A 23,213-nucleotide genomic window follows, 5' to 3' on the forward strand; every position below is an offset into this window, starting at 1 on the left:
CCGCGCCGTCTTGCCTGTGACTTGCTGCCTGTTGCTTATTGCGTGGCGGTGCCGGCCTGCGGCGCCGGCGCGGCGGCCACCGTGCCCGTCTCCACCAGGCCGCCGCCCAGCGCGCGATACAGGTCGATGGCATTGTTCAGGCGCAGTTGCCGCGCCTGCACCAGTGCCTGCTCCGCGGTGAACAGCTGGCGCTGCGCGTCGAGCCGGTCCAGCTCGCTCGACACACCGTTCTTGAAGCGCATGGTCGACAGCTCGTAGCGTGCCGCCTCGGCCTCGCGCACCTGCTCCTGTCCTGCCACCTGCTCTTCCAGCGTGCCGCGCGCCACCAGCGCATCGGCCACTTCCGCGAAGGCGTTCTGGATCGTCTTCTCGTAGTTGGCCACCTGGATGTTCTTGCGCACATTGGCCAGGTCCAGGTTGGAGAGGTTGCGGCCGTAGTCGAAGATAGGCAGCACGAGCTGCGGCGCGAACGACCAGGCACCGGTACCGGCATCGAACAGGCTCTTGAAGCCCGGACTGATGGTGCCGGCATTGGCGGTCAGCGTGATGCGCGGGAAGAAGGCCGCGCGCGCCGCGCCGATGTTGGCGTTGGCCGACAGCAGCGCCTGCTCGGCCTGGCGCACATCGGGACGCTGTTCCAGCAGGTCGGACGGCAGCCCGGCCGGGATGTCGCTGATGATGCGCTCGTCGGACAGGCGCATCGGCGCGGGCAGGCCGGCGATGGACGCGATCGGCTTGCCCACCAGCACTTCCAGCGCGTTCTGCGCCTGCGCGCGCTGGCGCGCCAGCTGCGCGGCCGACACGCGTGCCTGCGCCACCAGCGACTCGTTGTCGCGCAGGTCCAGCGCCGAGGTGGCGCCGGCGGCGAAGCGCTGCTTGGACAACTCGTAGGTGTCCTGGCGCGTCTTCAGCGTATCGGCGGCAAGGTCGTACTGCTCGGCGTAGGAACGCTCGGACAGGTAGGCCTTGGCCACTTCCGACACCAGCGAGACCTGCGCGGCGCGGCGTGCCTCCTCGGTGGAGAAGTACTGCGCCAGCGCGGCGTTGGACAGGCTGCGCACGCGGCCGAAGAAGTCCAGCTCGTACGAGGCGACGGCGCCGCCGACCTGGTAGAACTGCGCCACATAGGGCTGGCCGGTGGCCGATTGCGCCGCCGCGTAGCGCTGGCGGGTGTAGCCCGCCTGGGCATTCAGCGTGGGCAGCAGGTCGGCGCGCTGCACCTGGTACTGGGCGCGCGCTTCTTCGATGCGCAGCGCCGCGGTGCGCAGGTCGCGGTTGTTCTCCAGCGCGGCGGCGATCAGCGCCTGCAGGCGCGCATCGCGGAAGAACTCGCGCCAGCCGATCTCGGTGGCGCGGCGGGTCTCGCCGCTCTTCACCTCGGCGGCGGCATAGCCTTCCGGCGCGGCCGGATAGCCGCCGGCCACGGGCGCCTCGGGACGCTCATAGCGCGGCGCCATCGTGCAGCCGGACAGGACGCCGGCCACCAGCAGCAGTGCGGTCAGAGTCTTGGTCATATCAGATTTCCTTTTGCGGCTCGTTCCAGCCCTGTCCGTGTTCCAGCTCCGGCTGCGGCTTGCTGCCGAAGCGCTTGCGGATCACCACGAAGAAGACCGGCACCAGGAAGATGGCCAGCACCGTGGCAGTGAACATGCCGCCGATCACGCCGGTACCGATGGCGCGCTGGCTGCCCGAACCCGCGCCGGTGGCGATCGCCAGCGGCAGCACGCCCAGGATGAAGGCCATCGAGGTCATCAGGATGGGGCGGAAGCGCAGGTGCACCGCTTCCAGCGTGGCTTCGACCAGGCCCTTGCCCTGCGCCTGCAGGTCCTTGGCGAACTCCACGATCAGGATCGCGTTCTTGGCCGACAGGCCGATGGTGGCGATCAGGCCGACCTTGAAGTACACGTCGTTGGGCATGCCGCGCAGCGTCACGCCGAGCAGCGCGCCGAGCACGCCCAGCGGCACCACCAGCAGCACCGCCACCGGGATCGTCCAGCTCTCGTACAGCGCGGCCAGGCACAGGAACACGATGATCATCGACAGCGTGTACAGCATCGGCTCCTGCGAACCCGCCAGGCGCTCTTCGTACGACTGGCCGGACCACTCGTAGCTGAAGCCAGGCGGCAGCTTGGCGAACATCGCCTCCATCTCCTTCATCGCCTCGCCGGTGCTGTGCCCCGGCGCCGGCTGGCCGGCGATCTTCACCGCGGGCAGGCCGTTGTAGCGCTCCAGGCGCGGCGAACCCATCACCCACTTCGAGGTGGAGAAGGCCGAGAACGCCACCATGTCGCCGTTGGCATTGCGCACGCGCAGCTTGCTCAGGTCGTCGGGCAGCTTGCGGTCGTTGCCTTCGGCCTGCGCGATCACCTTGCGCACGCGGCCTTCGTAGATGAAGTCGTTGACGTACAGCGAGCCGAAGGCGACCGACAGCGTGCTGTTGATGTCGGCCACGGCGACGCCGAGCGCGCGTGCCTTCTCGCGGTCGATGTCGATCTGCAGCTGCGGCGCATCTTCCTGCCCTTCCGGACGCACGCCGGCCAGGGCGGGATTCTTGGCCGCCATGCCGAGCATCATGTTGCGGGCTTCCATCAGCTTGGCGTGGCCCTGGCCGGAGCGGTCCTGCAGGCGGAAGTCGAAGCCCGAGGAGTTGCCCAGCTCAGAGATCGCCGGCGGGTTGAGCGGGAAGATGATGGCGTCCTTGATGCCCGACAGCGCGCCGAAGGCACGGCCGACCATCGCCTGCGCGGTCTCGCCCGGGCCCGTGCGCTCCTTCCAGTCCTTCAGGCGCACGAAGGCGATACCGCCGTTCTGGCCGCGGCCGAAGAAGGAGAAGCCCGCCACCGTGATCATCTGGTCCACCACCTTCGATTCCTTGGTCAGGTAGTAGTCCTCGATCTGCTTGAGCACGCCCAGCGTGCGCTCCTGGGTGGCGCCGTTGGGCAGCTGCACGACCGTGATCATGTAGCCCTGGTCTTCGTCGGGCAGGAAGGAGGAGGGCAGGCGCTTGAACAGCACCACCATCGCACCGACGATCAGCGCATAGACGATCAGGTAGCGGCCGGTACGCGCCAGCACGCGGCCGACCACGCTCTGGTAGCTGCTGGCACCGCGTGCGAAGGTGCGGTTGAACCAGCCGAAGAAGCCGGTCTTCTCATGATGGTGGCCCGCCTGCACCGGCTTGAGCAGCGTGGCGCACAGCGCCGGCGTCAGCGACAGTGCCATCAGCGCCGAGAAGGCCATCGAGGCGATCAGCGACACCGAGAACTGGCGGTAGATATTGCCCACCGAGCCCGAGAAGAAGGCCATCGGGATGAACACCGCGGTCAGCACCAGCGTGATACCGACGATGGCGCCGGTGATCTGGCCCATAGCCTTGCGGGTGGCCTGTCGTGGCGACAGCCCTTCCTCGCTCATGATGCGCTCGACGTTCTCCACCACCACGATGGCGTCGTCCACCAGGATACCGATGGCCAGCACCATGCCGAACATGGTCAGCACGTTGATCGAGAAGCCGAAGGCCAGCAGCGTGCCGAAGGTGCCCAGCAGCGCGATCGGCACCACCAGCGTGGGAATCAGCGTGGCGCGGATGTTCTGCAGGAACAGGTACATCACCAGGAACACCAGCACCACGGCTTCCAGCAGCGTCTTGACCACTTCCTCGATCGAGATCTTGACGAAGGCGGAGGTGTCGTAAGGCACCGAGTACTGGTAGTCGTCGGGGAAGATCTTCGACAGCTCTTCCATCTTGGCGCGCACCGCGGTGGCGGTGGCCAGCGCGTTGCCGCTGGGCGACAGCTTGATGGCGATCGCGGCCGACGGCTTGCCGTTGGTGCGGGCCAGCGTGGAGTAGTCGGCACCGCCCAGTTCGACGCGGCCGATGTCGCGGATGCGCACCGAGGAGCCGTCCGGATTCACGCGCAGCAGGATGTTGGCGAACTGCTCGGGCGTGGTCAGGCGGCTCTCGGTGGTCACCGTGGCGTTCAGCTCGGTGCCCTTGGGCGAGGGGGTGCCGCCCAGCTCGCCCACGGCGACCTGGACGTTCTGCTCGGAGATGGCCGCGGTGACGTCCTTGGGCGTCAGGTTGAAGCCGGTCAGCTTGGCCGGGTCCAGCCAGACGCGCATCGCGTACTCGGTACCGAACAGGTCGGCCTGGCCGACGCCGGGCACGCGGCGGATCGAGTCGAGCAGGTTGGCCGACACGTAGTTGCCCAGCGTGATGGCATCGGTCCGGCCCGACTTCGACGACACGGTCAGGAACATCATGTAGTTGTTCCCGGCCTTGTCCACGCGCACGCCCTGCTGGCGCACCTCGGCCGGCAGGCGGGCTTCCACGCGCTTGAGGCGGTTCTGCACTTCGACCGAGTTCAGGTCGTTGTTCGAACCCGGCTCGAAGGCGATGGTGATCGTCGCCAGGCCGGTGGCCTCACTGGTGGAGTTGTAGTAGAGCAGGCCGGGCGCGCCGTTCAGTTCCTGCTCGATCACGGTGGTGACCGAATCCTCCAGGGTCTTCGCCGAAGCGCCCGGGTAGGTGGCGGTCACCGACACCGTGGGCGGCGCGATGTTGGGGTATTGCGCGATCGGCAGCTGCAGGATCGACAAGATCCCGCCCAGCACGATGATCAGCGCGACCACCCAGGCGAACACCGGCCGGTCGATAAAAAACTTGGCCATAAAACTGGCTCCCTTCTGGTTCCGCTTGGATTAACCCTGCTTGGCTGCGCCGCCGGCCTCGGCTTCGATCTTCTTGGCCGGCGCGGCCGGCGCCGAAGCGCCTTGCGCAGCGCCCTGGGGCACGAACGGCACGGCCTTGGCGGGCGCGCCCACCTTGACCTTCTGCAGGCCCTCGACGATGACCTGCTCGCCGCCCTTCAGGCCTTCGGTGACGATCCAGCGATCGTCCACCGCCTGCGGCGCCTTGACCGGCATGGCGGCGACCTTGCCGTCCTGGCCCACCACCAGCACGCTGGCGCCCTGGGCATTGCGGATCAGCGCGCGCTGCGGCACGGTCAGCGCCTGCTCGTTCAGGCCCTGCTCGATGCGCACGCGCACGAAGGTGCCCGACAGCAGCTCGCGCTTCGGATTGGGGAACTGCGCACGCAGCGTGATGGCGCCCGTGGTCGGGTCCACCGTCATGTCGGAGAACAGCAGCTTGCCGGTGTGCTCGTACTCGCGGCCGTCCTCGACGAACAGATGCACGCGCGCGCCGCCGTCGACGCCCTTGATCTGGCCCGACTCGATGGCGCGGCGCAGCTTGGCCACCTCGCTGGCGGGCTGGGTGAAGGTCACGCGGATCGGGTCGACCTGCTCGACCAGCGCCAGCTGGGTCGCCTCGCCCTTGCCGACCAGCGCCCCTTCGGTCACCAGCGCGCGGCCGGCACGGCCGCCGATGGGCGCCGTCACCGTGGTGTAGCCCAGGTTGATCTGGGCGGTGGTCACCGCGGCCTGGGCCGCGGCGACGTCGGCGTCGGCCTGGCCGGCGGCGGCCACGGCGTCGGCGTACTCCTGCTTGCTGACGGCATTGACGGCGACCAGCGGCTTGTAGCGCTCGGCCTTCTGGCGCGCGGTCACGGCATTGGCCTCGGCGCGCTGCAGGCTGGCCTTGGCGGAAGCGAGCTGGGCCTGGTAGGGCGCCGGGTCGATGCGGAACAGCACCTGGCCGGCCTTGACCTCGCCGCCTTCCTGGTAGTTGCGCGACAGCACGATACCCTCGACACGGGCGCGCACTTCGGCCGTGCGCACGCCTTCCAGGCGGCCCGGCAGTTCATTGACGACCGCCACCGGCGACGGCGTGACGGTGACGACGCCGACTTCGGGCGGCGGCATGGCGGCCCCGGCCTGGGGCTTCTTGTCACCGCAGGCGGACAACGCCAGTACCGTCAGCGCGGCAGCGGCAACGCAGGTGATTCGTTGGGACTTCCTCATCGATAACCCCATGATGGCAATTGAAATCGGCGGCGCCCGGACAGGTGACTTTTACTGCCGGTCGCGGAAACGCCGCGACCGCCGCGCGGACGGCGGCGGAAACAAGCAAAAAGCGCAATGCTAGCCACGATCCGTGATGCAGGCACGGCACATGCGACGAACGGCGGCTTTCAGGTGACGACCTGCCCGATGGATGGGGCAGGCTGCCGGGCAGATCGGCTTTGCCGGATGCCAGGCAAGCGCGTATTATATATACATCCAAGCATGTATGTAAAAGTCCTGTTGCAGTGCGGGGCTTTGCACATGGCGCAATGTTTTTGTGCGCAAAGGAGTTGGCATGCGTTAGCATGCGCGCCATTCGCCGTGCCGCTTCGGCGCAGGCTTGACGCAACCAAGGAAACGGACGTCACGCGCCGGCACTGGCGTGACCTGGGGAGAGGAACCGACGCGGTCCGCGTGGCCGCAGAGAAAGGAATATGGTCAGACGCACAAAGGAAGAGGCGCAGGAGACGCGCAATCGCATTCTCGATGCCGCCGAAGCCGTCTTTCACGCCCGCGGCGTGGCCCGCCCCTCGCTGGCCGACATCGCCGAGGCCGCCGGCGTGACGCGCGGTGCCATCTACTGGCACTTCAAGAACAAGAGCGATGTGTTCGCCGCCATGTGCGACCGCGTGCACCTGCCGATCGAGACCCTGTGCGAGCCCGAGCATATCGAGCGCCAGGAAGACCCGCTGGGCGGCGTACGCGACATCTGCGTCTTCGTGATGCGCCAGACCGTGCGCAACGCCCAATGGCGGCGCGTCTACGAGATCATCTTCCACAAGTGCGAGATGGTGCAGGAGAACGGCGCCATCTTCGAGCGCCAGCGCCAGTCGCACGAGGACGGCAACATCAAGATCCGCGACCACCTGCGCCTGGCGCGCGAGCGCGGCCAATTGCCGGCCGAACTCGACCTGGACGCCGCCACCCAGCTGTTCCACGCCTCGGTGCACGGCCTGCTGGCGCACTGGCTGTTTGCCCCCGAGAGCTTCGACCTGGACGCCAGCGCCGAGCGCCTGGCCGACGGCATCATCGATATGCTGCGCCTGTCGCCCGCGCTGCGCCGGGGCTACGTGCCGCGCCCCGCCAACCCGATCGGCGACCAACCGGAGGCATCGGGCCACGGCGGCGGCACGCCGCCACAGCCCTGAGCCGGCGCGCCGGCCCGCGCCGGCCTATCCGGCCAGCGCCGCGCGCCAACGCGCCAGGAAGGCCCGCTTGCGCATCGCATCCTGGGCCGCCAGCAGCCCGGGGCCCAGGCCGATCGGCTTGAGCGCGTAGCCCAGCCGCTCGGCCAGCGCGGTGGCGTTGTAGGGATTCTCGGTATCGGTGCGCACGGTGTAGAGCTGCGAGCTGGAGCGCCCGAGCAGGCCCTGGCCCTCGCCCGACAAGAGGAAGTCCAGCCACAGCCGCGCGGCATTGGGATGCGGCGCGCGGCGGGCGATGAAGGCCACCCGCGAGATCACCAGGGTGTAGTCGCGCGGGGCGATCACGTCGATGTCGGCGCCGCGCTCCATCAGCGACAGGGCATAGGCGCCCAGCAGGTTGTAGCCGAGCACCAGCTCGCCGCTGGCGATGCGCTCGATCATGCCCGCGGTCGAAGCCTGCAGTTGCACGCGCGAGCGTCCCAGCGCCTGCGCCAGGTACCAGAATTCGCTGCCCATGCGCGCGTCCTGCTGCGCCAGCAGGTAGCCCACGCCCGATTTCTCCACATCGTAGGTGACCACCCGCCCGCGCCAGCCCGGCGCCTTGTCCTGCAGCAACCGCGCCAGGCCGCTGCGGCTGCGCGGCAGCCGCACGCCCGCCAGGTGGCGGCGGTTGTAGACGATCACCGCCGGCTCGAAGGTGGTGCCCCAGGCTTCGTCACGCCACACCGCGCGGGCCGGCAGACCGCCGCGCTCGGGCGACTCGTAGCGCTGCGCGTGGCCGTCGTTGACCAGCTTGACCTGCAGGTCCATGGCCGCACTCCACAGCACGTCGGCGCCGCCGGCGCCCGGCGCGCGGGCCGACTCGGCCAGGAAGCGGTCGTTGAGGGCGAGCGAGTTCAGGTCCTCGTAGTGGACCTTGATGCCGGGATAGCGCGCCTCGAAGGCCTGGATCAGCGGCCGCACGATGTCGAGATCAGTGGTCGCATACACCGTCACCGCGCCCTCGCGCTGCCCGCGCGCGATGGTCTGCTCGTAGTCGTCGGGATAGCCGGCCGGCACGGCCGGGGCGCCGGACTGCGCCAGCGCGGGCAGCACCGGCAGCGCGGAGCCGGCCACGGTGGCGCCGGCGGCGGCGAGCAAGCGCCGGCGCAGGGTGCCGGCGGGCGGAAGGATGGGCGAGCTGGGCATCGGCGGTGGCGGCGGAGCGGGGGCGTGCCCGCGCGCCTCGGACCCGTGCGCGGCGGGGGGAGCGGGGCGGGGGTATTATAGGCGCCCTCGGAGCGCCCGCCGCGCCTCCGCCCGGTGCGCCCTGCGCACCGGCGGCCCGGCCGGCGCCCCGCATTTCTGGCAATCGGGTGGTAGGGAGGTCCGGCATGCGCATCCTGCTGGTGGAAGATGAGATCGAACTGGCGCGCTGGGTGGCGCGCGCGCTGGAGCAGGGCGGCTTCGTGATCGAGCACGTGGCCGACGGCCTCAAGGCCGAGGCACGGCTGGCGGCCGAAGAGTACGACGCCGTCGTACTGGACCTGCGCCTGCCCGGCAAAGACGGCCTGTCGGTGCTCAAGGCGATGCGTGCGCGCGACGACCGCACCCCGGTGCTGATCCTGACCGCGCAGGACACGCTCGACGAGCGCGTGCGCGGTCTCAACCTGGGCGCCGACGACTACCTGCCCAAGCCCTTCGCCATCGCCGAGCTGGAGGCCCGCATCCTGGCGCTGATCCGGCGCAGCCGCGGTCGCGCCCACCCGCGCCTGCAGTGCGGCACCCTGGTCTTCGACGGCGAGACGCGCGGCTTCACGCTGGACGGCGCGCCGCTCGCGCTGACCCCGCGCGAATCGACGCTGCTGGGCGCGCTGCTGGCCAGGAGCGGGCAGCCGCTGACCAAGGCCCAACTGCTCGACAAGGTCTTCTCGCTGGACGCCGATGTCAGCCCCGACGCCATCGAGGTGCTGATCTACCGCCTGCGCAAGAAACTCAGCGGGCACGGCGTGACCATCGTGACGCTGCGCGGCTTCGGCTACCTGCTCGAGCCGGAGGGCGCGCACTGAGATGGCGGCCGAGGCTTCCGCGCCGGCCCGGCCGGCGCGCCCGGTGCGGCGCTGGCTGCGCGGCAGCCTGCGCCGGCAACTGCTGATCCTGCTGCTGCCGGCGCTTGCCGCCATGATGGCGCTGGACACCTGGCTGACCTACGGCACGCTGCGCGACGCCGCCAACGCCGCCTACGACCGCTCGCTGTACGGCTCGGTGCGCGCCATCGACAACGCCATCGGCATGGACGGCGAGAACGTGCAGCTGACGCTGCCGGACGCCGCCATGGAAGCCTTCGAGACGGCGGCCCAGACGCGCGTGTTCTACCGCGTCTCGGTCGAGCGCGAGGGCCGCATCGAGACCGTCACCGGCTATGGCGACCTGCCGCTGCCGGCGGGCCCGCTGGTCAGCAACCAGCCGCGCTTCTACGACGCCCGCTACAGCGGCGACCCGGTCCGCATCGCCGTGCTGGCCCATCCGGTCTACCGTCCCAACGCCCATCTGCGCGTGGTCATCCAGGTGGCCGAGACGGCCGAGCCGCGCCAGGCGCTGATCGGCACCGTGTGGCGTGGCGCGCTGGCGCGCGACCTGCTGCTGATCCTGGTCAGCGCGGCCATCGTGATCGGCGGCGTCACCTTCGTGCTGCGCCCGCTGGCGCGGGTGCGCGACGACGTCGAGGCGCGCTCGCCCGACGACCTCACCCCGCTGGCCTTCGAGCACGTGCCGGTCGAGGTGCGGCCGCTGGTCGACGCGGTCAACCGCCACGTCTCGCGCTCGGCGGCGCTGACGCAGGCGCAGACACAGTTCATCGCCGACGCCGCGCACCAGTTGCGCACGCCGCTGGCGGTGCTGAAGACCCAGGCGGAGTTCGCCCAGCGCCAGCTCGGCAGCCTGGCCGACCCCGCCCCCGCGCAGCAGGCCGCGGGCGAGGCCGTGGGCGGCATGGTGGCCCAGCTCGAACAGGCGGCGCGCCTGACCAACCAGCTGCTGGCGCTGGCGCGCGTGCGCCAGCACCATGGCGAAGGCGCCGGCGCGGCGGCGCCGGCCGACACGGTCGAGGTGGTCGACGCGGCGGCCGTGGCCGGACAGGTGGCGCTCGACTACCTGCCGCTGGCACGCGGCAAGCAGCAGGACTTCGGCTGGGAGGGCCAGCAGGGGCTGGCGCTGCCGGTGCGCGCCGATGCCGCGCTGCTGCGCGAGGCGCTGGCCAACCTGGTGCACAACGCCATCCAGTACTCGCCGCGCGGCAGCCGCATCACGCTGTCCGCCGCCCGCGCCGGCGACAGCGCCCGCCTGGTGGTGGAGGACGACGGCCCGGGCATTCCACCCGAGGAGCGCGAGAAGGTCTTCGCACGTTTCTATCGCCGCGTCGGCCACACCGAGCCGGGCTCGGGCCTCGGCCTGGCCATCTCGCGCGAGATGGCGGCGCGCTTCGGCGGCACCGTGGTGCTGGGCGAGGCGGCCAGCGGACGCGGCGTGCGGGCCGTGCTGACCCTGCCGCTGGCCTGACCCGCGCGGCTCGCACCGTTCGGGGCCAAGCAATGGGAGACATGGCGGCAACGGCGGGCCGCCACGACCCCATGTCTTATGCACAGGACATTCAACCCCAGGTTAACCCCTAGGGAATCGGGCCGGCTTTGACAGCAAATTGACAGTTTCACCCGCCTAGAATCCGGCCATGGTCCGGTTCAAGTATTACCGGCCAGACAAGCAGAAGCACAACAACGAGTCCGGCAGGTCGACCATGCCGGGACGGGAGACAGCGCGACACCCGCGACACCCAGGTGCCGGGCATGTGCCGGCTGGGCGCCGGCATCGCTCCTCCCGCCCCCGCGGCGCCCGCCGAAGCCACGGCCCCACGGCCCCAAACGGGCGGGCCGGCAAACCCGAGAGGAGAACCCATGCGTCGCAACCTGCATCGCCTTGCCTACGCCGTGCTGGCGTCCGCCACCCTCACCATCGCCGCGGCCCCCGCCCATGCGGTGGACAGCGTGAAGTTCATGATCGGCGCCAACCCCGGCGGCGGCTTTGACCAGACCGGCCGCTCGCTGGGCGCCGCGATGGTCGCCGCGGGCGTGGCCAAGTCGGCCTCCTACGACAACAAGGGCGGTGCCGGCGGCACCATCGGCCTGACCCAGTTCGTCAACACCGACAAGGGCAACCCGAACGCGCTGGTGGTGACCGGCGCGGTGATGGTGGGCGCCATCGAGACCAACAAGCCGCCCGTCACGCTGAAGAACGCCACGCCGATCGCGCGCCTGTTCGCCGACACCATGGTGATCACGGTGCCGGCCTCCTCGCCGATCAAGTCGATGAAGGACCTGGTGGCCCAGCTCAAGGCCAACCCGGGCAGCGTCAGTTGGGGCGGCGGCTCCAAGGGTTCGATCGACCACATCCTGGCCGGCCTGATCGCCAAGGAAGGCGGCGTCGATCCGAAGAAGATCAACTACGTGCCCTTCCAGGGCGGCGGCGAGGCCTCGGCCTCCATCCTGGGCGGCCACGTGACCGCCGGCATCGCCGGCGTGTCGGAGTTCCTGCCTTTCATCAAGAGCGGCAAGATGCGCGCGCTGGCCGTGACCTCGAAGGACCGCACCGCCGACATCCCGACGCTGAAGGAGCAGGGCATCAACGTCGAGATCTACAACTGGCGCGGCGTGTACGGCGCACCCGGCATCAGCGACGCCCAGCGCAAGGCACTGATCGACGCGGTGGTCAAGGCGACCGAGAGCCCGGTGTGGAAGGAAACCCTGGCCAAGAACGACTGGACGCCCTTCCTGCTGACCGGCGACGAGTTCGCCCGCTTCGTCGACAGCGAATCGGCCCGCCTGGGCTCGACCCTGCGCGAGCTGGGCGTGGCCAAGTAAGGTCGCGTCCCGCGGGCGCCAGCGCCGGCGCCCGTGCCGTTGCCGTCGTTGCCGCTGTTTCCGTCGTTTCTACCGTTTCACCCGTCGTACCCGCCCCCGACCGGCATGCGCCGGCCGGTGGAGAACGGGCCGGGGCCCGGCGTCTGCCACCTGCGATACCGAAAAACCAGAACCATATACGTCGCCGGGCCCCCGCTCGCGCGGGATCCGATCGACTCCCGCCGGCACCAGCCGGCTGAAGGAGCCCCACCCCATGAAGCCCTCGCATCTCGCCATCGGCATCGCCGTGCTGGCGCTTTCCGTCTTCTTCTTCACCGGCCTGCCCGGCATCTCCGACGATGCCGGCTATGCCGGGCTGTCGCCGCGCTTCGTGCCCACGCTGGTGGCCATCGGCCTGGCCGTGTGCGGCGCGCTGCTGACCTGGCAGGGCGTGCGCGGCGGCTTCCGCAACATGCCGGAAGAGGACGCCGAACTGCCCTCCGCGCCGCACAACCTGCGCGGCTTCCTGTGGGTGTCGGCCGGCCTGGTGGCCAATATGGCCCTGATCGGCACGCTCGGCTTCGTGCTGTCGTCGACGCTGCTGATGGTGTGCGTGGCGCGCGGCTACGGCAGCCGCCGCCTGGTGCGCGATGCCCTGATCGGCCTGGCGGTGACGCTGCCGATGTGGGCGCTGTTCGAATTCCTGCTCGGCATCAACCTGCCGCTGCTGCCGGTGGCCGGCTTCTGAAGCCGCGCCTCAGACCGAATCCCCAAGCCCTCGTTTCGTCGGTCCTGAATCCGGCACGGAGTCTGATATGGATACCCTGAACCAGCTGATGCACGGCTTCGCCGTGGCCATCACACCGCTGAACCTGATGTGGGCCCTGGTGGGCTGCTTCCTCGGCACCGCCATCGGCGTGCTGCCCGGCATCGGGCCGGCGCTGACCGTGGCCATGCTGCTGCCGCTGACCACCAAGGTCGACCCGACCGCCGCCCTGATCATGTTCGCCGGCATCTACTACGGCGCCATGTACGGCGGCTCCACCACGTCCATCCTGATGAACACCCCGGGCGAGTCGTCCACCATGGTGACGGCGATGGAAGGCAACCTGATGGCCAAGAACGGCCGCGCCGGCCCGGCGCTGGCCACCGCGGCGATCGGCTCCTTCGTGGCCGGCACCATCGCCACCGTGCTGCTGTCGATGTTCGCGCCGGTGGCCGCCGACGTGGCCCTGCAGTTCGGTCCGGGCGAGTACTTCATGATCATGCTGCTGGCCTTCACCACGGTCTCGGCGGTGCTCGGCTCCTCGCTGCTGCGCGGCATGACCAGCCTGTTCCTGGGCCTGGGCATCGGCCTGATCGGCATGGACTCGCTGTCGGGCCAGACGCGCTACTCGATGGGCGTGCAGGAGCTGTACGACGGCGTCGACATCGTGGTGGTGGCGGTGGGCCTGTTCGCCGTGGGCGAGGCACTCTTCAACGCCTTCTTCCCGCAGCCGGCCGGCACTTTCAACAAGGTCGGCTCGGTGATGATGAACCGTGCCGACTGGAAGCGCTCGGTGCCGGCCTGGATCCGCGGCACCGTCATCGGCTTCCCCTTCGGCCTGATCCCGGCCGGCGGCGCCGAGATCCCGACCTTCCTGTCGTACGCCACCGAGAAGAAGCTGTCCAAGCACCAGGATGAGTTCGGCAAGGTGGGGGCGATCGAAGGCGTGGCCGGCCCCGAGGCCGCCAACAACTCGGCCGTGACCGCCACGCTGGCACCGCTGCTGACGCTGGGCATCCCCACCTCGAACACCACCGCCATCCTGCTGGCGGCGTTCCAGAACTACAACCTGCAGCCGGGCCCGATGCTGTTCCAGACTTCGGGCGACCTGGTCTGGGGCCTGCTCGCCTCGCTCTACGTCGGCAACGTGATGCTGCTGGTGCTGAACCTGCCGGCCATCGGCCTGTGGGTGCGCATGCTGCGCATCCCCACGCCGCTGCTGTACGGCGGCATCCTGATCTTCGCCGGCCTGGGCGCCTACGGCATCCGCCAGTCGTGGTTCGACCTGCTGCTGCTGTTCGTGATCGGCCTGCTCGGCATGGCGATGCGCCGCTTCGACTTCCCCACCGCGCCGGTGATCGTCGGCCTGATCCTGGGGCCGATCGCCGAGAAGCAGATGCGCAACGCGCTGTCGATCAGCCAGGGCGACTGGTCGGTCTTCGTGACCCAGCCGATCTCCGCCACCATCCTGGCCATGACCGTGGCCGTGGTGCTGATCCCGCGCCTGCTGGGCTGGCTGGCCCGGCGCAGCGCCGGCCGCGGCGTCGCCGACCCGGCGGGCTGAGCACGCACGCACCGGCAAGGCCCGGCACGCCAGGCGCGCGCCGGGCCTTTTCCATTGCCGGGGACGGCCGGCGCCGCCCCGGCGGCACCCCCCGACCCTTCCACAAGAAGAAACGCGCCGGCGCCAGCCGCCAGGCCGCCTCCCAATGCCTTCTCTGCTTCACCGCTGGCGTCCGGTCCTGCTGACGCTGCTGCTCGGCCTCGCCGCCGCGCTGACCTGCTTGCTGCTGCGCACGCCGCTGCCCTGGATGATCGGCCCGCTGCTGTCGGTGGCGACCGCGCGCATGCTGGGCGCCGACCTGCGCGCGCCGACCCAGGCACGCAACGCCGGCCAGTGGGCCATCGGCACCGCGCTCGGCCTCTACTTCACGCCCCACGTGGTGGCCAAGCTGGTCGAGTTCCTGCCCTATATCGTCGCCGCCTCGCTGCTCGCGCTGGCGCTGGGCGCCGGCGGCGCGCTGCTGCTGCGCCGCGCCACCGGGGTGGCGTTCAAGACGGCCTACTTCTCCACCGCCATCGGCGGCGCCTCCGAGATGGCCAACCTGGCCGAACGCAACGGCGCGCGCATCGACCAGGTGGCCGCCGCGCATTCGCTGCGCGTGCTGCTGGTGGTCGTGGTGGTGCCGGCCATCCTGCAATACGGCGGCGTGCACGGCCTCGACCCCTTCGTGCCGGGGCCGCGCAGCGTCAACGTGCCCGGGCTGCTGGTGCTGATCGCCATCACGCTGGCCGCGGCGCTGGCGCTCAAGCGGCTCAACCTGCCCAATCCCTTCGTCATCGGCACGCTGCTGGCAGCGGCGCTGCTGACCGCGTCCGGCATCGAACTGTCGGCCATCCCCAGCTGGATGAGCCGTGCCGGCCAGCTGCTGATCGGGGTCTCGCTGGGTGCGCGCTTTTCGCGCGAATTCCTGCACACGGCGCCGCGCTTTCTCTCGGGCGTGGTGCTGTACACGGTGCTGGCGCTGCTGCTGTCGGCGCTGTTCGGCTGGGGCCTGTCGGCCCTGTCCGGCGTCCATCCGGCCACCGCCATCCTCGGCACCACGCCCGGCGGCATCGCCGAGATGTGCATCACCGCCAAGGTGCTGGAACTGGGCGTGCCGCTGGTCACCGCCTTCCATGTGATCCGCATGGCCTTCGTGGTACTGTGCACCGGGCCGCTGTACCACTGGCTCAAGCACCGGGTGGCGCCGGCGGAGACCGAATAGGACAACGCGGCGACCTGCCCGGCGCACGGGGCAAGGGCAGGGTTGCCCCCCTCCCGGCGGGCCCGGCCGCCGCCTTGTATGATTGGCGGATCGCCGAGTCCGGGGCCCCGCGCCACCCGTCCGGCACACCGACAAGAACGGAACAAGAACGGAGACAGAAGCAGCCATGCCCGAGCCCACCCTGAGCCTTGCCGACATCGATGCCACCCTGGAGCGCGTGCTGGCGCCCTGGGTGCGCCAGCTTGGCCTGCGCGCCGAGCAGGTGGATGGCCAGGGCGTGACGCTGCGCCTGCCCTTCGACGCCTCGCTGCGCCATGCCGGCGGCGTGGTGTGCGGCCAGGTGCTGATGGCGGCGGCCGACACCGCCATGATCGTCGCCGTGGCCAATGCGCTGGGCGCCTTCCGCCCGATGACCACGGTCACGCTGACCACCAACTTCATGCGCCCGGTGATCGAGGGCGACATCCTGGTGCGCGCCAACGTGCTGCGCCTGGGCAAGACCGTGGTGTTCGGCGAGATGGAGCTGAGCGGCACCGACGGCAAGCTGGCGGTGCAGGCCACCACCACCTACGCGCTGCTGTGAGGACCCGGCCATGAGCGACGCGGCAGCCAGCCCCTTCGACCAGGTCGTCTTCGCCGGCGGCGGCAACCGCTGCTGGTGGCAGGCCGGCTGGTGGGACACGGTGGCGCCCGAGCTGGGCCTGCGCCCGCGCGTGATCGCCGGCATCTCGGCCGGCGCCGCCACCGCCTGCATGCTGTACGCGCACGACTCGCGCGAGACCCTGGCGTACTACCGCGAAGTGCTGGCCGACAACCGCAGCAATGCCTGCTGGGGCAACCTGCTGCGCGGCAAGCGCGTATTCCCGCACTTCGGCATCTACCGCGCCGCGCTGCTGACGCTGTTCGGCCAGGAACGGCTGGCGCGGCTGGGCGACGCCCCCGAGATCCGCGTCGGGCTGGCCCACATCCCGGGCTGGAGCGGTCCGCGCCTGGCGGTGGCGGCGGGCCTGCTGGCCTACAACATCGACAAGCACCTGCTCAAGACGCTGCATCCGCGCCTGGGGCGCAAGCTCGGCTTCCACCCCGAATTCGTGCTGGCGCAGGACTGCGCCACGCCCGAGGCGCTGGCCGACCTGCTGCTGCAGTCGTCCTGCACACCGCCCTTCACGCCGGTGCTGCGCCGCGCCGGCCGCGCGGTACTGGACGGCGGCCTGGTCGACAATGTGCCGGTGGACGCCTTGGACGATGCTGAGGGCGATGTGCTGGTGCTGGTCACGCGCCTGTACCCGCGGCCGCCGCGCTTCGTGCTGGCCCGGCGCGGGCAGCGGCGCCTCTATCTGCAACCCTCGCAGCGCGTGCCGGTGTCGAGCTGGGACTACACGCGGCCCGAGGGCATGGAGCTCGCCTACGCGCTGGGACGGCGCGACGGCGAGGCCTTCCTGCGCGAGTGGCCGGCGATCCGCCGCCACGAGCTGCCCGCCGCGGCCTGAGGGCCGCCAGCGGCGGGCGCGCCGGCGGCTGCCGGCGGTTCTTTGATGTGCCAGGCATCCGGGCCGGCAGCGCTGCCGTGTCCCCGCTGCCGCAACAGGAGGAACGGATGAGCAAGCGCCAAGCCAACCCCGCCACGCCCCGCAAGCGTGCCTCGCAGGTCAGCGCCGAGCCGGTGCCCGAACGCGTGCCCCGGCGCGGGCGCGGCAAAGCCGGCGCGCGCCGGCGTGAAGCCGACTTCATCGTGATCGGCGCCGGCTCCGGCGGCGTGGCCGCGGCGCGGCGCGCCGCCGCGCACGGCGCCCGCGTGATCCTGGTCGAGCGCGATGCCGTCGGCGGCACCTGCGTCAACCGCGGCTGCGTGCCCAAGAAGATGCTGTCCTACGGCGCCGGCCTGGCGGCCATCCTGTCCGGCTGCCTGTCGCACACCGGCGCACGCGAGGACTGGGGCGATGCCATCGTGCGCGTGGACGCCGAGGTGGCCCGCCTCAACGTGGTCTACACCGAGCGCCTGCAGCAGGCCGGCGTCACGCTGCTGCACGGCGAGGCCCGCCTGGGCGCGCCCGGCGAAGTACACGTGGGCGACGAGATCCTGCAAGCGCGCCGCATCCTGCTGGCCACCGGCGCGGCGCCGCGCCGGCTGCCGGTGCCGGGCGGAGAGCTGGCCTGCAGCTCGGACGACATCTTCACCTGGAAGAGCCTGCCGGCCTCGCTGGCCGTGGTCGGCGGCGGCTATATCGCGGTCGAGCAGGCCTCCATCCTGGCGCGCTTCGGCGTCAAGGTCGATCTGCTGGTACGTGGCGAGCGGCTGCTGCCGCATTTCGACCACGATCTCGCGGCCGCGCTGCATGACGCACTGGTGGCGCAAGGCATCCGCATCCACCTGAATGCCGAGGTTACGCTGCTGGCTGCGGCCAACGGCGCGGTCGAGGTCTGCTACCGCCCGCGCGGCGGCACGGAGGGTGGCAACGGCAACCAGGGCAGCGGCCGCACGGAATCGCTGCGCGCGCAGGCCGTGCTGGCTGCGATCGGACGCGTCGCGCACAGCGACGGCCTGGGGCTGGAGGCGCTGGACGTGCGCCGCGGCACGCGCGGCGGCATCGCGGTGGATCGCCAGCTCCGCACCTCGGTGCGCGGGCTCTACGCCGTCGGCGATGCCACCGACGGACCGCAGCTGACGCCCGTGGCGATCGCCCAGGGCCGCTGGCTGGCCGACCGCCTGTTCGGCCGCCGCGGCGACCGTGCCGATTTCGACTACATTCCCTTCGCCGTGTTCTGCGAGCCGGCCATCGCCAGCGTGGGCCTGAGCGAGGCCGCGGCGGCGGAGGCGGCCGGCAAGGCGGAGCGCATCCGCACCGTGGTCAAGCGCTTCGTCTCGCTGGAGAACCGCTTCGGCGGCAGCGAGCAGGCCTCGCTGGTCAAGCTGGTGATCAACGCGCGCAGCGGCCGCGTGCTGGGCGCGCACATGATGGACGGCGCCGCGCCCGAGATCATCCAGGCCTTCGCCGTGGCGCTGCGCCTGGGCGTGAAGGAGCATCACCTGGAGACCACGGTACGGCTGCACCCGACGGTGGCCGAGGAACTGTTCGGCTGAGGTCCTGAGGTCCTGAGGTCCTGAGCCCCGTGGATGAGCCCAGCCCGCGGGAAGTCGTGCGGGGCTGGGATCCGGGAAACCGCGATGCAGGAGAGCTGGCGCCGCGCCGGGCTCAGGACGCGCTGCGTGCCGGCATCGGTGCCACGTCCCGGCACGGGTCCGGCCGCGCCTGCGCCGGCACCAGCACGACGCGATCGTAGGCGCCGGCCTCTCCCGGCCCCGCGTCTTCCAGATAGCCCACGCTGTAGATCTCGCCCGCTGCCGCGCCGAGCCAGCGCGGCACGCCGAGATCGCGCCGCACATGGCCATTGCCGGCGATCAGCACCGCGCCGCGCGCGGCCTGGGCGCGCAGCACGTCCGCCATCACCGCGTCGCGCGCCGCCTGGGCGGCCAGCATGCCCGGCAGCATCGCCTCCGGGAAGCGGCCGCAGTGGCCCGCGTCCAGCACCGCCGTCTGCGCCCGCACCAGATCGCGCGGCAGCGGCCGGTCGAGGCCCAGGCGCCGCTGCTCGGACGCGGAGAAGACCTCGCCCAGCCCGCCGCGCACGATGCGCTGCGCATCGTCACGCGACAGGTTGGCGGCCAGCAACGGCAGATCGAACTGCAGCGCCAGCCCCACCACCGGCGTATAGAGCGCCCAGTCCCAACCCTTGCCACCGGCCTGCGCCACCAGGTAGGCAGCATCCCCGGGCCGCTCGCGGCGCGCCCGCTCGATATCGGCCTGCCGCTCGCGGTCGAACTGCTCCATCGCGAGCGCGGGCCGCCAGCCCGCCGCCAGCGCATCGACCAGCGCCATGCGGCGGCGCTTCTGGCCATCGGCGTTGTCATGCACCTCGCCCAGCAGCACATAGGTCTTGCCCTGGAACTGCTGCGCGACATCACCCGCGACCGCCTGGGGTGAAACGCCGGCGCAGCCGCCCAGCAGGGCCAGGCCGCCGAACGCAGCCAGCGTGCCGAGCGCGGCCCGGCGGGAAGGATGCGGGAGAAGCATGCGGAAGTCCTCGGATGGATCGCAGGGAAGGCGCGGCACCGGCCGCCTGCGTGGATGATAAGGCAGGCAATGCCGATGATGCACTCTGGCCGACGGAAAGAACCGGCGCGGTGCAAACCCCGTCACGCTGAACGAAGCCGGCGAGATGCGCCAACACCGCTCGCCAAGCACAAGGTCTTGGCTCCCTCTCCCCGCACGGGAGAGGGTGGGGGAGAGGGGTGGTCTAGCAAGGCGCCACACCCAAACGAAGCCGACGGTGTGGTCCAGCACGCGAGCACGGAAACGGAGCCGATGGTGTGATCCCAACCGCTGCGCTCAGCCAGCGCCTGCCCTCTCCCCCGGCCCCTCTCCCGCAAGCGGGAGAGGGGAGACAACCGGCGCGATATGGGACGACTCGTCCTCGACCGCGCCACCAGGACGCGCACGCCGGCCGGACCAGCCTATGCCCCGCCCACCGTTGCCGGCAACCGGTTCCCTTCCGCGTCGATCTGCAGCGGCCCCGTGCCCGAGAAGCGGTCCAGCGCCAGGTAGATCACCGGCGTGATGAACAGCGTGATGACCTGCGAGAACAGCAGGCCGCCCACCACCGCCAGGCCGAGCGGCTGGCGCAGTTCCGCCCCGGCGCCCAGGCCGAGCGCCAGCGGCAGCGCGCCCATCACCGCGGCGAAGGTGGTCATCATGATGGGCCGGTAGCGCAGCAGGCAGGCCTGGCGGATCGCGTGCGCGGGGGCCATGCCCTGCTCGCGCTGCGCCGCCAGCGCGAAGTCGATCATCATGATCGCGTTCTTCTTGACGATGCCGATCAGCATCAGCACGCCGATGGTGGCGATCAGCGACAGCTCCACCTGGAACAGGAACAGCGTCAGCAGCGCACCCACGGCCGCCGAGGGCAGGCCGGCCAGGATGGTGAGCGGGTGGATGTAGCTCTCGTACAGCACGCCCAGCAGCGTGTAGATGACGGCGATGGCCGCCACCAGCAGCACGATCTGCGTGGCCTGCGAGGACTGGAACACCGCGGCGTCGCCGCCCCAGCTGGTGAAGATGGAGCCGGGCATGCCGATCTGCTGCTGGAAGCGCGCGATCCTGGCCGAGGCGTCACCCAGCGCCGCGCCCGGTGCCAGGTTGAACGACACCGTCACCGAGGGCAGCTGGCCCTGGTGGTTCACCGCGATCGGGCCGACGCGGCGCTCGGTGGTGGCGAAGGCCGACAGCGGCACCATCTGGCCGGTCTTGCTGCGTACGTAGAGCTTGGCGAAGGCGGTCTCGTCGGCGCGGTCGGTGTCGGCCGCCTGCAGGATCACGTAGTAGTTGTCGATCGGCGTGTAGATGGTCGACACCTGGCGCTCGCCGAAGGCCGAGTACAGGGCGGTACGCACGTCCTGCATCTGCACGCCGAGCGCATTGGCCTTGTCGCGGTCGATGGTGAGATGGGCCTCCAGGCCGGACTGCTGCGAGTCGCTGGTGACGTCGCGGAAGATCGGGTCGGCGCGCATGCTGGCCATCAGCTTGTCGGACCACTCCTGCAGCTGGGCCGACTTCACGCTCTGCAAGGTGTACTGGTAGCGGCTCTTGCTCTGGCGCCCGCCCAGGCGCAGGTTCTGCACCGGCGAAAAGTAGACCGCCAGGCCGGCGATGCCAGCCACGTCGCGGCGCAGCGACTCCACCACCTGCGGCATCCTGGGCCGCTCACCGAGCGGCTTGAGCTCGACGAACATGCGCCCGGTGTTGATGGCCGGCGACGGGCCGCCGCCGATCGACACCACGATGCTCTTGACCGCCGGATTGGCGCGCATGCGTTCGGCTGCGTCGCGCAGGCGCGCGGCCATGGCGTCGAAGGAGATGTCCTGCGGGCCTTCGGCATTGACCTGGATCTGGCCGATGTCCTCTTCCGGGAAGAAGCCCTTGGGAATGGCGGCGAACAGCACGGCGGTCAGCACGAAGGTCAGGCCGGCCACCGCCAGCACCGTCCTGCGGTGCGCCAGGCACCAGTCGAGCCCGCGCGCATAGGCATGCAACGAGAACTCGAACAGGTCCTCGAACCATTGCGTGGCGCGCAGGCCGAGCGTGCGCCGCTGCGCCGGGCGGTGCGCCGGCGCCGGCTGCTCGCCATAGGCGTGCTGCGATTCGTCGACGGGCACGTTCTCGGCCGACAGGAAGCGCGCGCACAGCATCGGGATCAGCGTCAGCGAGACCAGCGCCGAGACCAGGATGGCGAGCGATACCACCGCGGCGAATTCATGGAACAGCAGGCCGATCACACCCGGCATGAAGAAGATCGGGATGAACACCGCGACCAGCGAGATCGAGATCGACAGGATGGTGAAGCCCATCTCGCGCGAGCCGATCAGCGCCGCCTTCAGCGGCGGCAGCCCCTCCTCGATGTGGCGCACGATGTTTTCCAGCATCACGATGGCATCGTCCACCACCAGGCCGACCGCGAGCGTGATGGCCAGCAGCGAGACGTTGTCGAGGCTGTAGCCCAGCGCCTTCATCAGGGCCACGGTGCCGATCAGCGAGATCGGCAGCGACACGGTGGGGATCAGCGTGGCGGCGGCGCGGCGCAGGAACAGGAAGATCACCATCACCACCAGCGCCACCGTCAGGGCCAGCGTGAACTGCACGTCGTGGATGGATTCGCGGATCGACACCGAGCGATCGTTGACCACGTTGACGTTGACCGAGGCCGGCATCTGCTGCAGCAGGCGCGGCAGCGCGTGGCGGATGGCGTCGACCACGGCCACGGTGTTGGCATCGGGCTGGCGCAGCACGGCCAGCACGATGGAGCGCTCGTTGTTGAGCCAGCTGCCGGTCTTGATGGTCTCGACGCTGTCCTCGACCTCGGCCACGTCCGACAGGCGCACCACCGCACCGTTGGGCTGGCTGGCGACGATGATGTTGCGGAAGGCGTCGGCGCTGGCGAGCTGGCGGTTGGCCTGGATGGTCAGCGTCTGGCGCGCGCCGTCCAGCGTCCCCACCGGCGTGTTGGCATTGGCGCGGTTCAGCGCGGTGGCCAGCTCGTCCAGGGTCAGCCCACGCGCGGCGAGCGCGTCGGGGTGGGCGCGTACGCGCACGGCGAAGCGCTTCTGGCCGTACACCTGCACCTGGGCCACGCCGGGCAGCGTGGCCAGCGAGGGCGAGATCAGGTTGTCGCCGAAGGCATTGAGCTCGCCCAGGCTCATCGCCGGCGAGTTGATGGCCAGCAGCAGCACGGGAGCGTCGGCCGGATTGACCTTGCGGTAGGACGGCGGCACCGTCATCTCGATCGGCAGCGAGCGCTGCGCGCGGAACAGCGCGGCCTGCACGTCGACCGCGGCGGCATCGATGTCGCGGTCGTTGTTGAACTCGATGGTGATGCTCGAATTGCCCAGCGTGTTCGATGAGCTGATCACCGTCACCCCGGGGATGGTGGCGAACTGCTTCTCCAGCTGGGTGGCCACCGAAGCGGCCATGGTCTCGGGACTGGCCCCGGGCAGCGTCGCCGTGACCTGGATCACCGGCGAATTGAAGCTGGGCAGCGCGGCGATCGGGATGGTGGGATAGAGCACGATGCCGGAGACGATCACGGCAAGGCACAGCAGCACCGTCATCACCGGACGGCGGATACAGAGCTCGGACAGCGTCATGGT

Annotated in this window: 16 protein-coding genes; 10 read left to right on the forward strand and 6 right to left on the reverse strand. The window is 70.4% G+C overall.

The genetic code is table 11. The features are described from left to right. Window positions 1–35: 35 nt before the first annotated feature. From BKK79_RS11075 to BKK79_RS11085, 3 genes are read right to left on the reverse strand one after another with little or no spacing between them, the layout of a single operon-like run. Window positions 36–1,514 (reverse strand): efflux transporter outer membrane subunit, encoded by a 1,479-nt coding sequence (locus tag BKK79_RS11075; protein ID WP_071010493.1) that lies wholly within the window; start codon window positions 1,512–1,514, stop codon window positions 36–38. A 1-nt stretch (window position 1,515) separates the two neighbouring features. Then, a complete protein-coding gene (locus BKK79_RS11080; protein ID WP_071010492.1) occupies window positions 1,516–4,671 on the reverse strand; it encodes an efflux RND transporter permease subunit in 3,156 nt (1,051 codons plus the stop codon). A 30-nt stretch (window positions 4,672–4,701) separates the two neighbouring features. Beyond that, on the reverse strand, window positions 4,702–5,922 hold the full coding sequence (locus BKK79_RS11085) for an efflux RND transporter periplasmic adaptor subunit (protein WP_071010491.1): 1,221 nt from the start codon (window positions 5,920–5,922) through the stop codon (window positions 4,702–4,704). A gap of 476 nt (window positions 5,923–6,398) precedes the next feature. Here BKK79_RS11085 and BKK79_RS11090 point away from each other — a divergent pair, with 476 nt between their 5' ends. Next, window positions 6,399–7,112 (forward strand): TetR family transcriptional regulator, encoded by a 714-nt coding sequence (locus tag BKK79_RS11090; protein WP_071010490.1) that lies wholly within the window; start codon window positions 6,399–6,401, stop codon window positions 7,110–7,112. Between the two features lie 24 nt (window positions 7,113–7,136). Here BKK79_RS11090 and BKK79_RS11095 read toward each other — a convergent pair whose 3' ends face one another. Further along, the gene (locus BKK79_RS11095) at window positions 7,137–8,297 is read right to left on the reverse strand and encodes an ABC transporter substrate-binding protein (RefSeq protein ID WP_071037714.1); all 1,161 of its coding nucleotides are present in this window, start codon (window positions 8,295–8,297) and stop codon (window positions 7,137–7,139) included. A gap of 185 nt (window positions 8,298–8,482) precedes the next feature. On the opposite strand from BKK79_RS11095, the gene BKK79_RS11100 reads away from it, so the two are divergent. The 9 genes from BKK79_RS11100 (at window position 8,483) to BKK79_RS11140 (ending at window position 18,596) form a co-directional block, all read left to right on the forward strand. Further along, a complete protein-coding gene (locus tag BKK79_RS11100; protein ID WP_071010488.1) occupies window positions 8,483–9,157 on the forward strand; it encodes a response regulator in 675 nt (224 codons plus the stop codon). 1 nt (window position 9,158) lies between these two features. Then, window positions 9,159–10,646, forward strand: coding sequence for a sensor histidine kinase (locus BKK79_RS11105; protein ID WP_071010487.1), 1,488 nt, complete (start codon window positions 9,159–9,161; stop codon window positions 10,644–10,646). A gap of 392 nt (window positions 10,647–11,038) precedes the next feature. Continuing rightward, entirely contained in the window at window positions 11,039–12,001 is a 963-nt protein-coding gene (locus tag BKK79_RS11110; protein ID WP_071010486.1) for a Bug family tripartite tricarboxylate transporter substrate binding protein, read from the forward strand. A gap of 253 nt (window positions 12,002–12,254) precedes the next feature. Continuing rightward, window positions 12,255–12,728 (forward strand): tripartite tricarboxylate transporter TctB family protein, encoded by a 474-nt coding sequence (locus tag BKK79_RS11115; RefSeq protein ID WP_071010485.1) that lies wholly within the window; start codon window positions 12,255–12,257, stop codon window positions 12,726–12,728. Between the two features lie 67 nt (window positions 12,729–12,795). After that, window positions 12,796–14,310, forward strand: a complete 1,515-nt coding sequence (locus BKK79_RS11120; RefSeq protein ID WP_071037715.1) for a tripartite tricarboxylate transporter permease — start codon at window positions 12,796–12,798, stop codon at window positions 14,308–14,310. 145 nt (window positions 14,311–14,455) lie between these two features. After that, window positions 14,456–15,514, forward strand: a complete 1,059-nt coding sequence (locus BKK79_RS11125) for an AbrB family transcriptional regulator (RefSeq protein WP_071037716.1) — start codon at window positions 14,456–14,458, stop codon at window positions 15,512–15,514. Window positions 15,515–15,680: 166 nt separating this feature from the next. Next, window positions 15,681–16,097, forward strand: coding sequence for a PaaI family thioesterase (locus BKK79_RS11130; RefSeq protein WP_071010482.1), 417 nt, complete (start codon window positions 15,681–15,683; stop codon window positions 16,095–16,097). A 10-nt stretch (window positions 16,098–16,107) separates the two neighbouring features. Next, a complete protein-coding gene (locus BKK79_RS11135; protein ID WP_071037717.1) occupies window positions 16,108–17,004 on the forward strand; it encodes a patatin-like phospholipase family protein in 897 nt (298 codons plus the stop codon). A 107-nt stretch (window positions 17,005–17,111) separates the two neighbouring features. Further along, window positions 17,112–18,596, forward strand: a complete 1,485-nt coding sequence (locus tag BKK79_RS11140; protein WP_071010480.1) for a dihydrolipoyl dehydrogenase family protein — start codon at window positions 17,112–17,114, stop codon at window positions 18,594–18,596. Window positions 18,597–18,708: 112 nt separating this feature from the next. On the opposite strand, the gene BKK79_RS11145 is transcribed toward BKK79_RS11140, so the two are convergent. Beyond that, on the reverse strand, window positions 18,709–19,587 hold the full coding sequence (locus tag BKK79_RS11145) for a ChaN family lipoprotein (protein WP_083383866.1): 879 nt from the start codon (window positions 19,585–19,587) through the stop codon (window positions 18,709–18,711). A gap of 440 nt (window positions 19,588–20,027) precedes the next feature. Next, on the reverse strand, window positions 20,028–23,210 hold the full coding sequence (locus BKK79_RS11150; protein WP_071037718.1) for an efflux RND transporter permease subunit: 3,183 nt from the start codon (window positions 23,208–23,210) through the stop codon (window positions 20,028–20,030). Window positions 23,211–23,213: the final 3 nt, after the last annotated feature.

This window comes from Cupriavidus sp. USMAA2-4 (genome assembly GCF_001854305.1).
Taxonomy (GTDB): domain Bacteria; phylum Pseudomonadota; class Gammaproteobacteria; order Burkholderiales; family Burkholderiaceae; genus Cupriavidus; species Cupriavidus malaysiensis.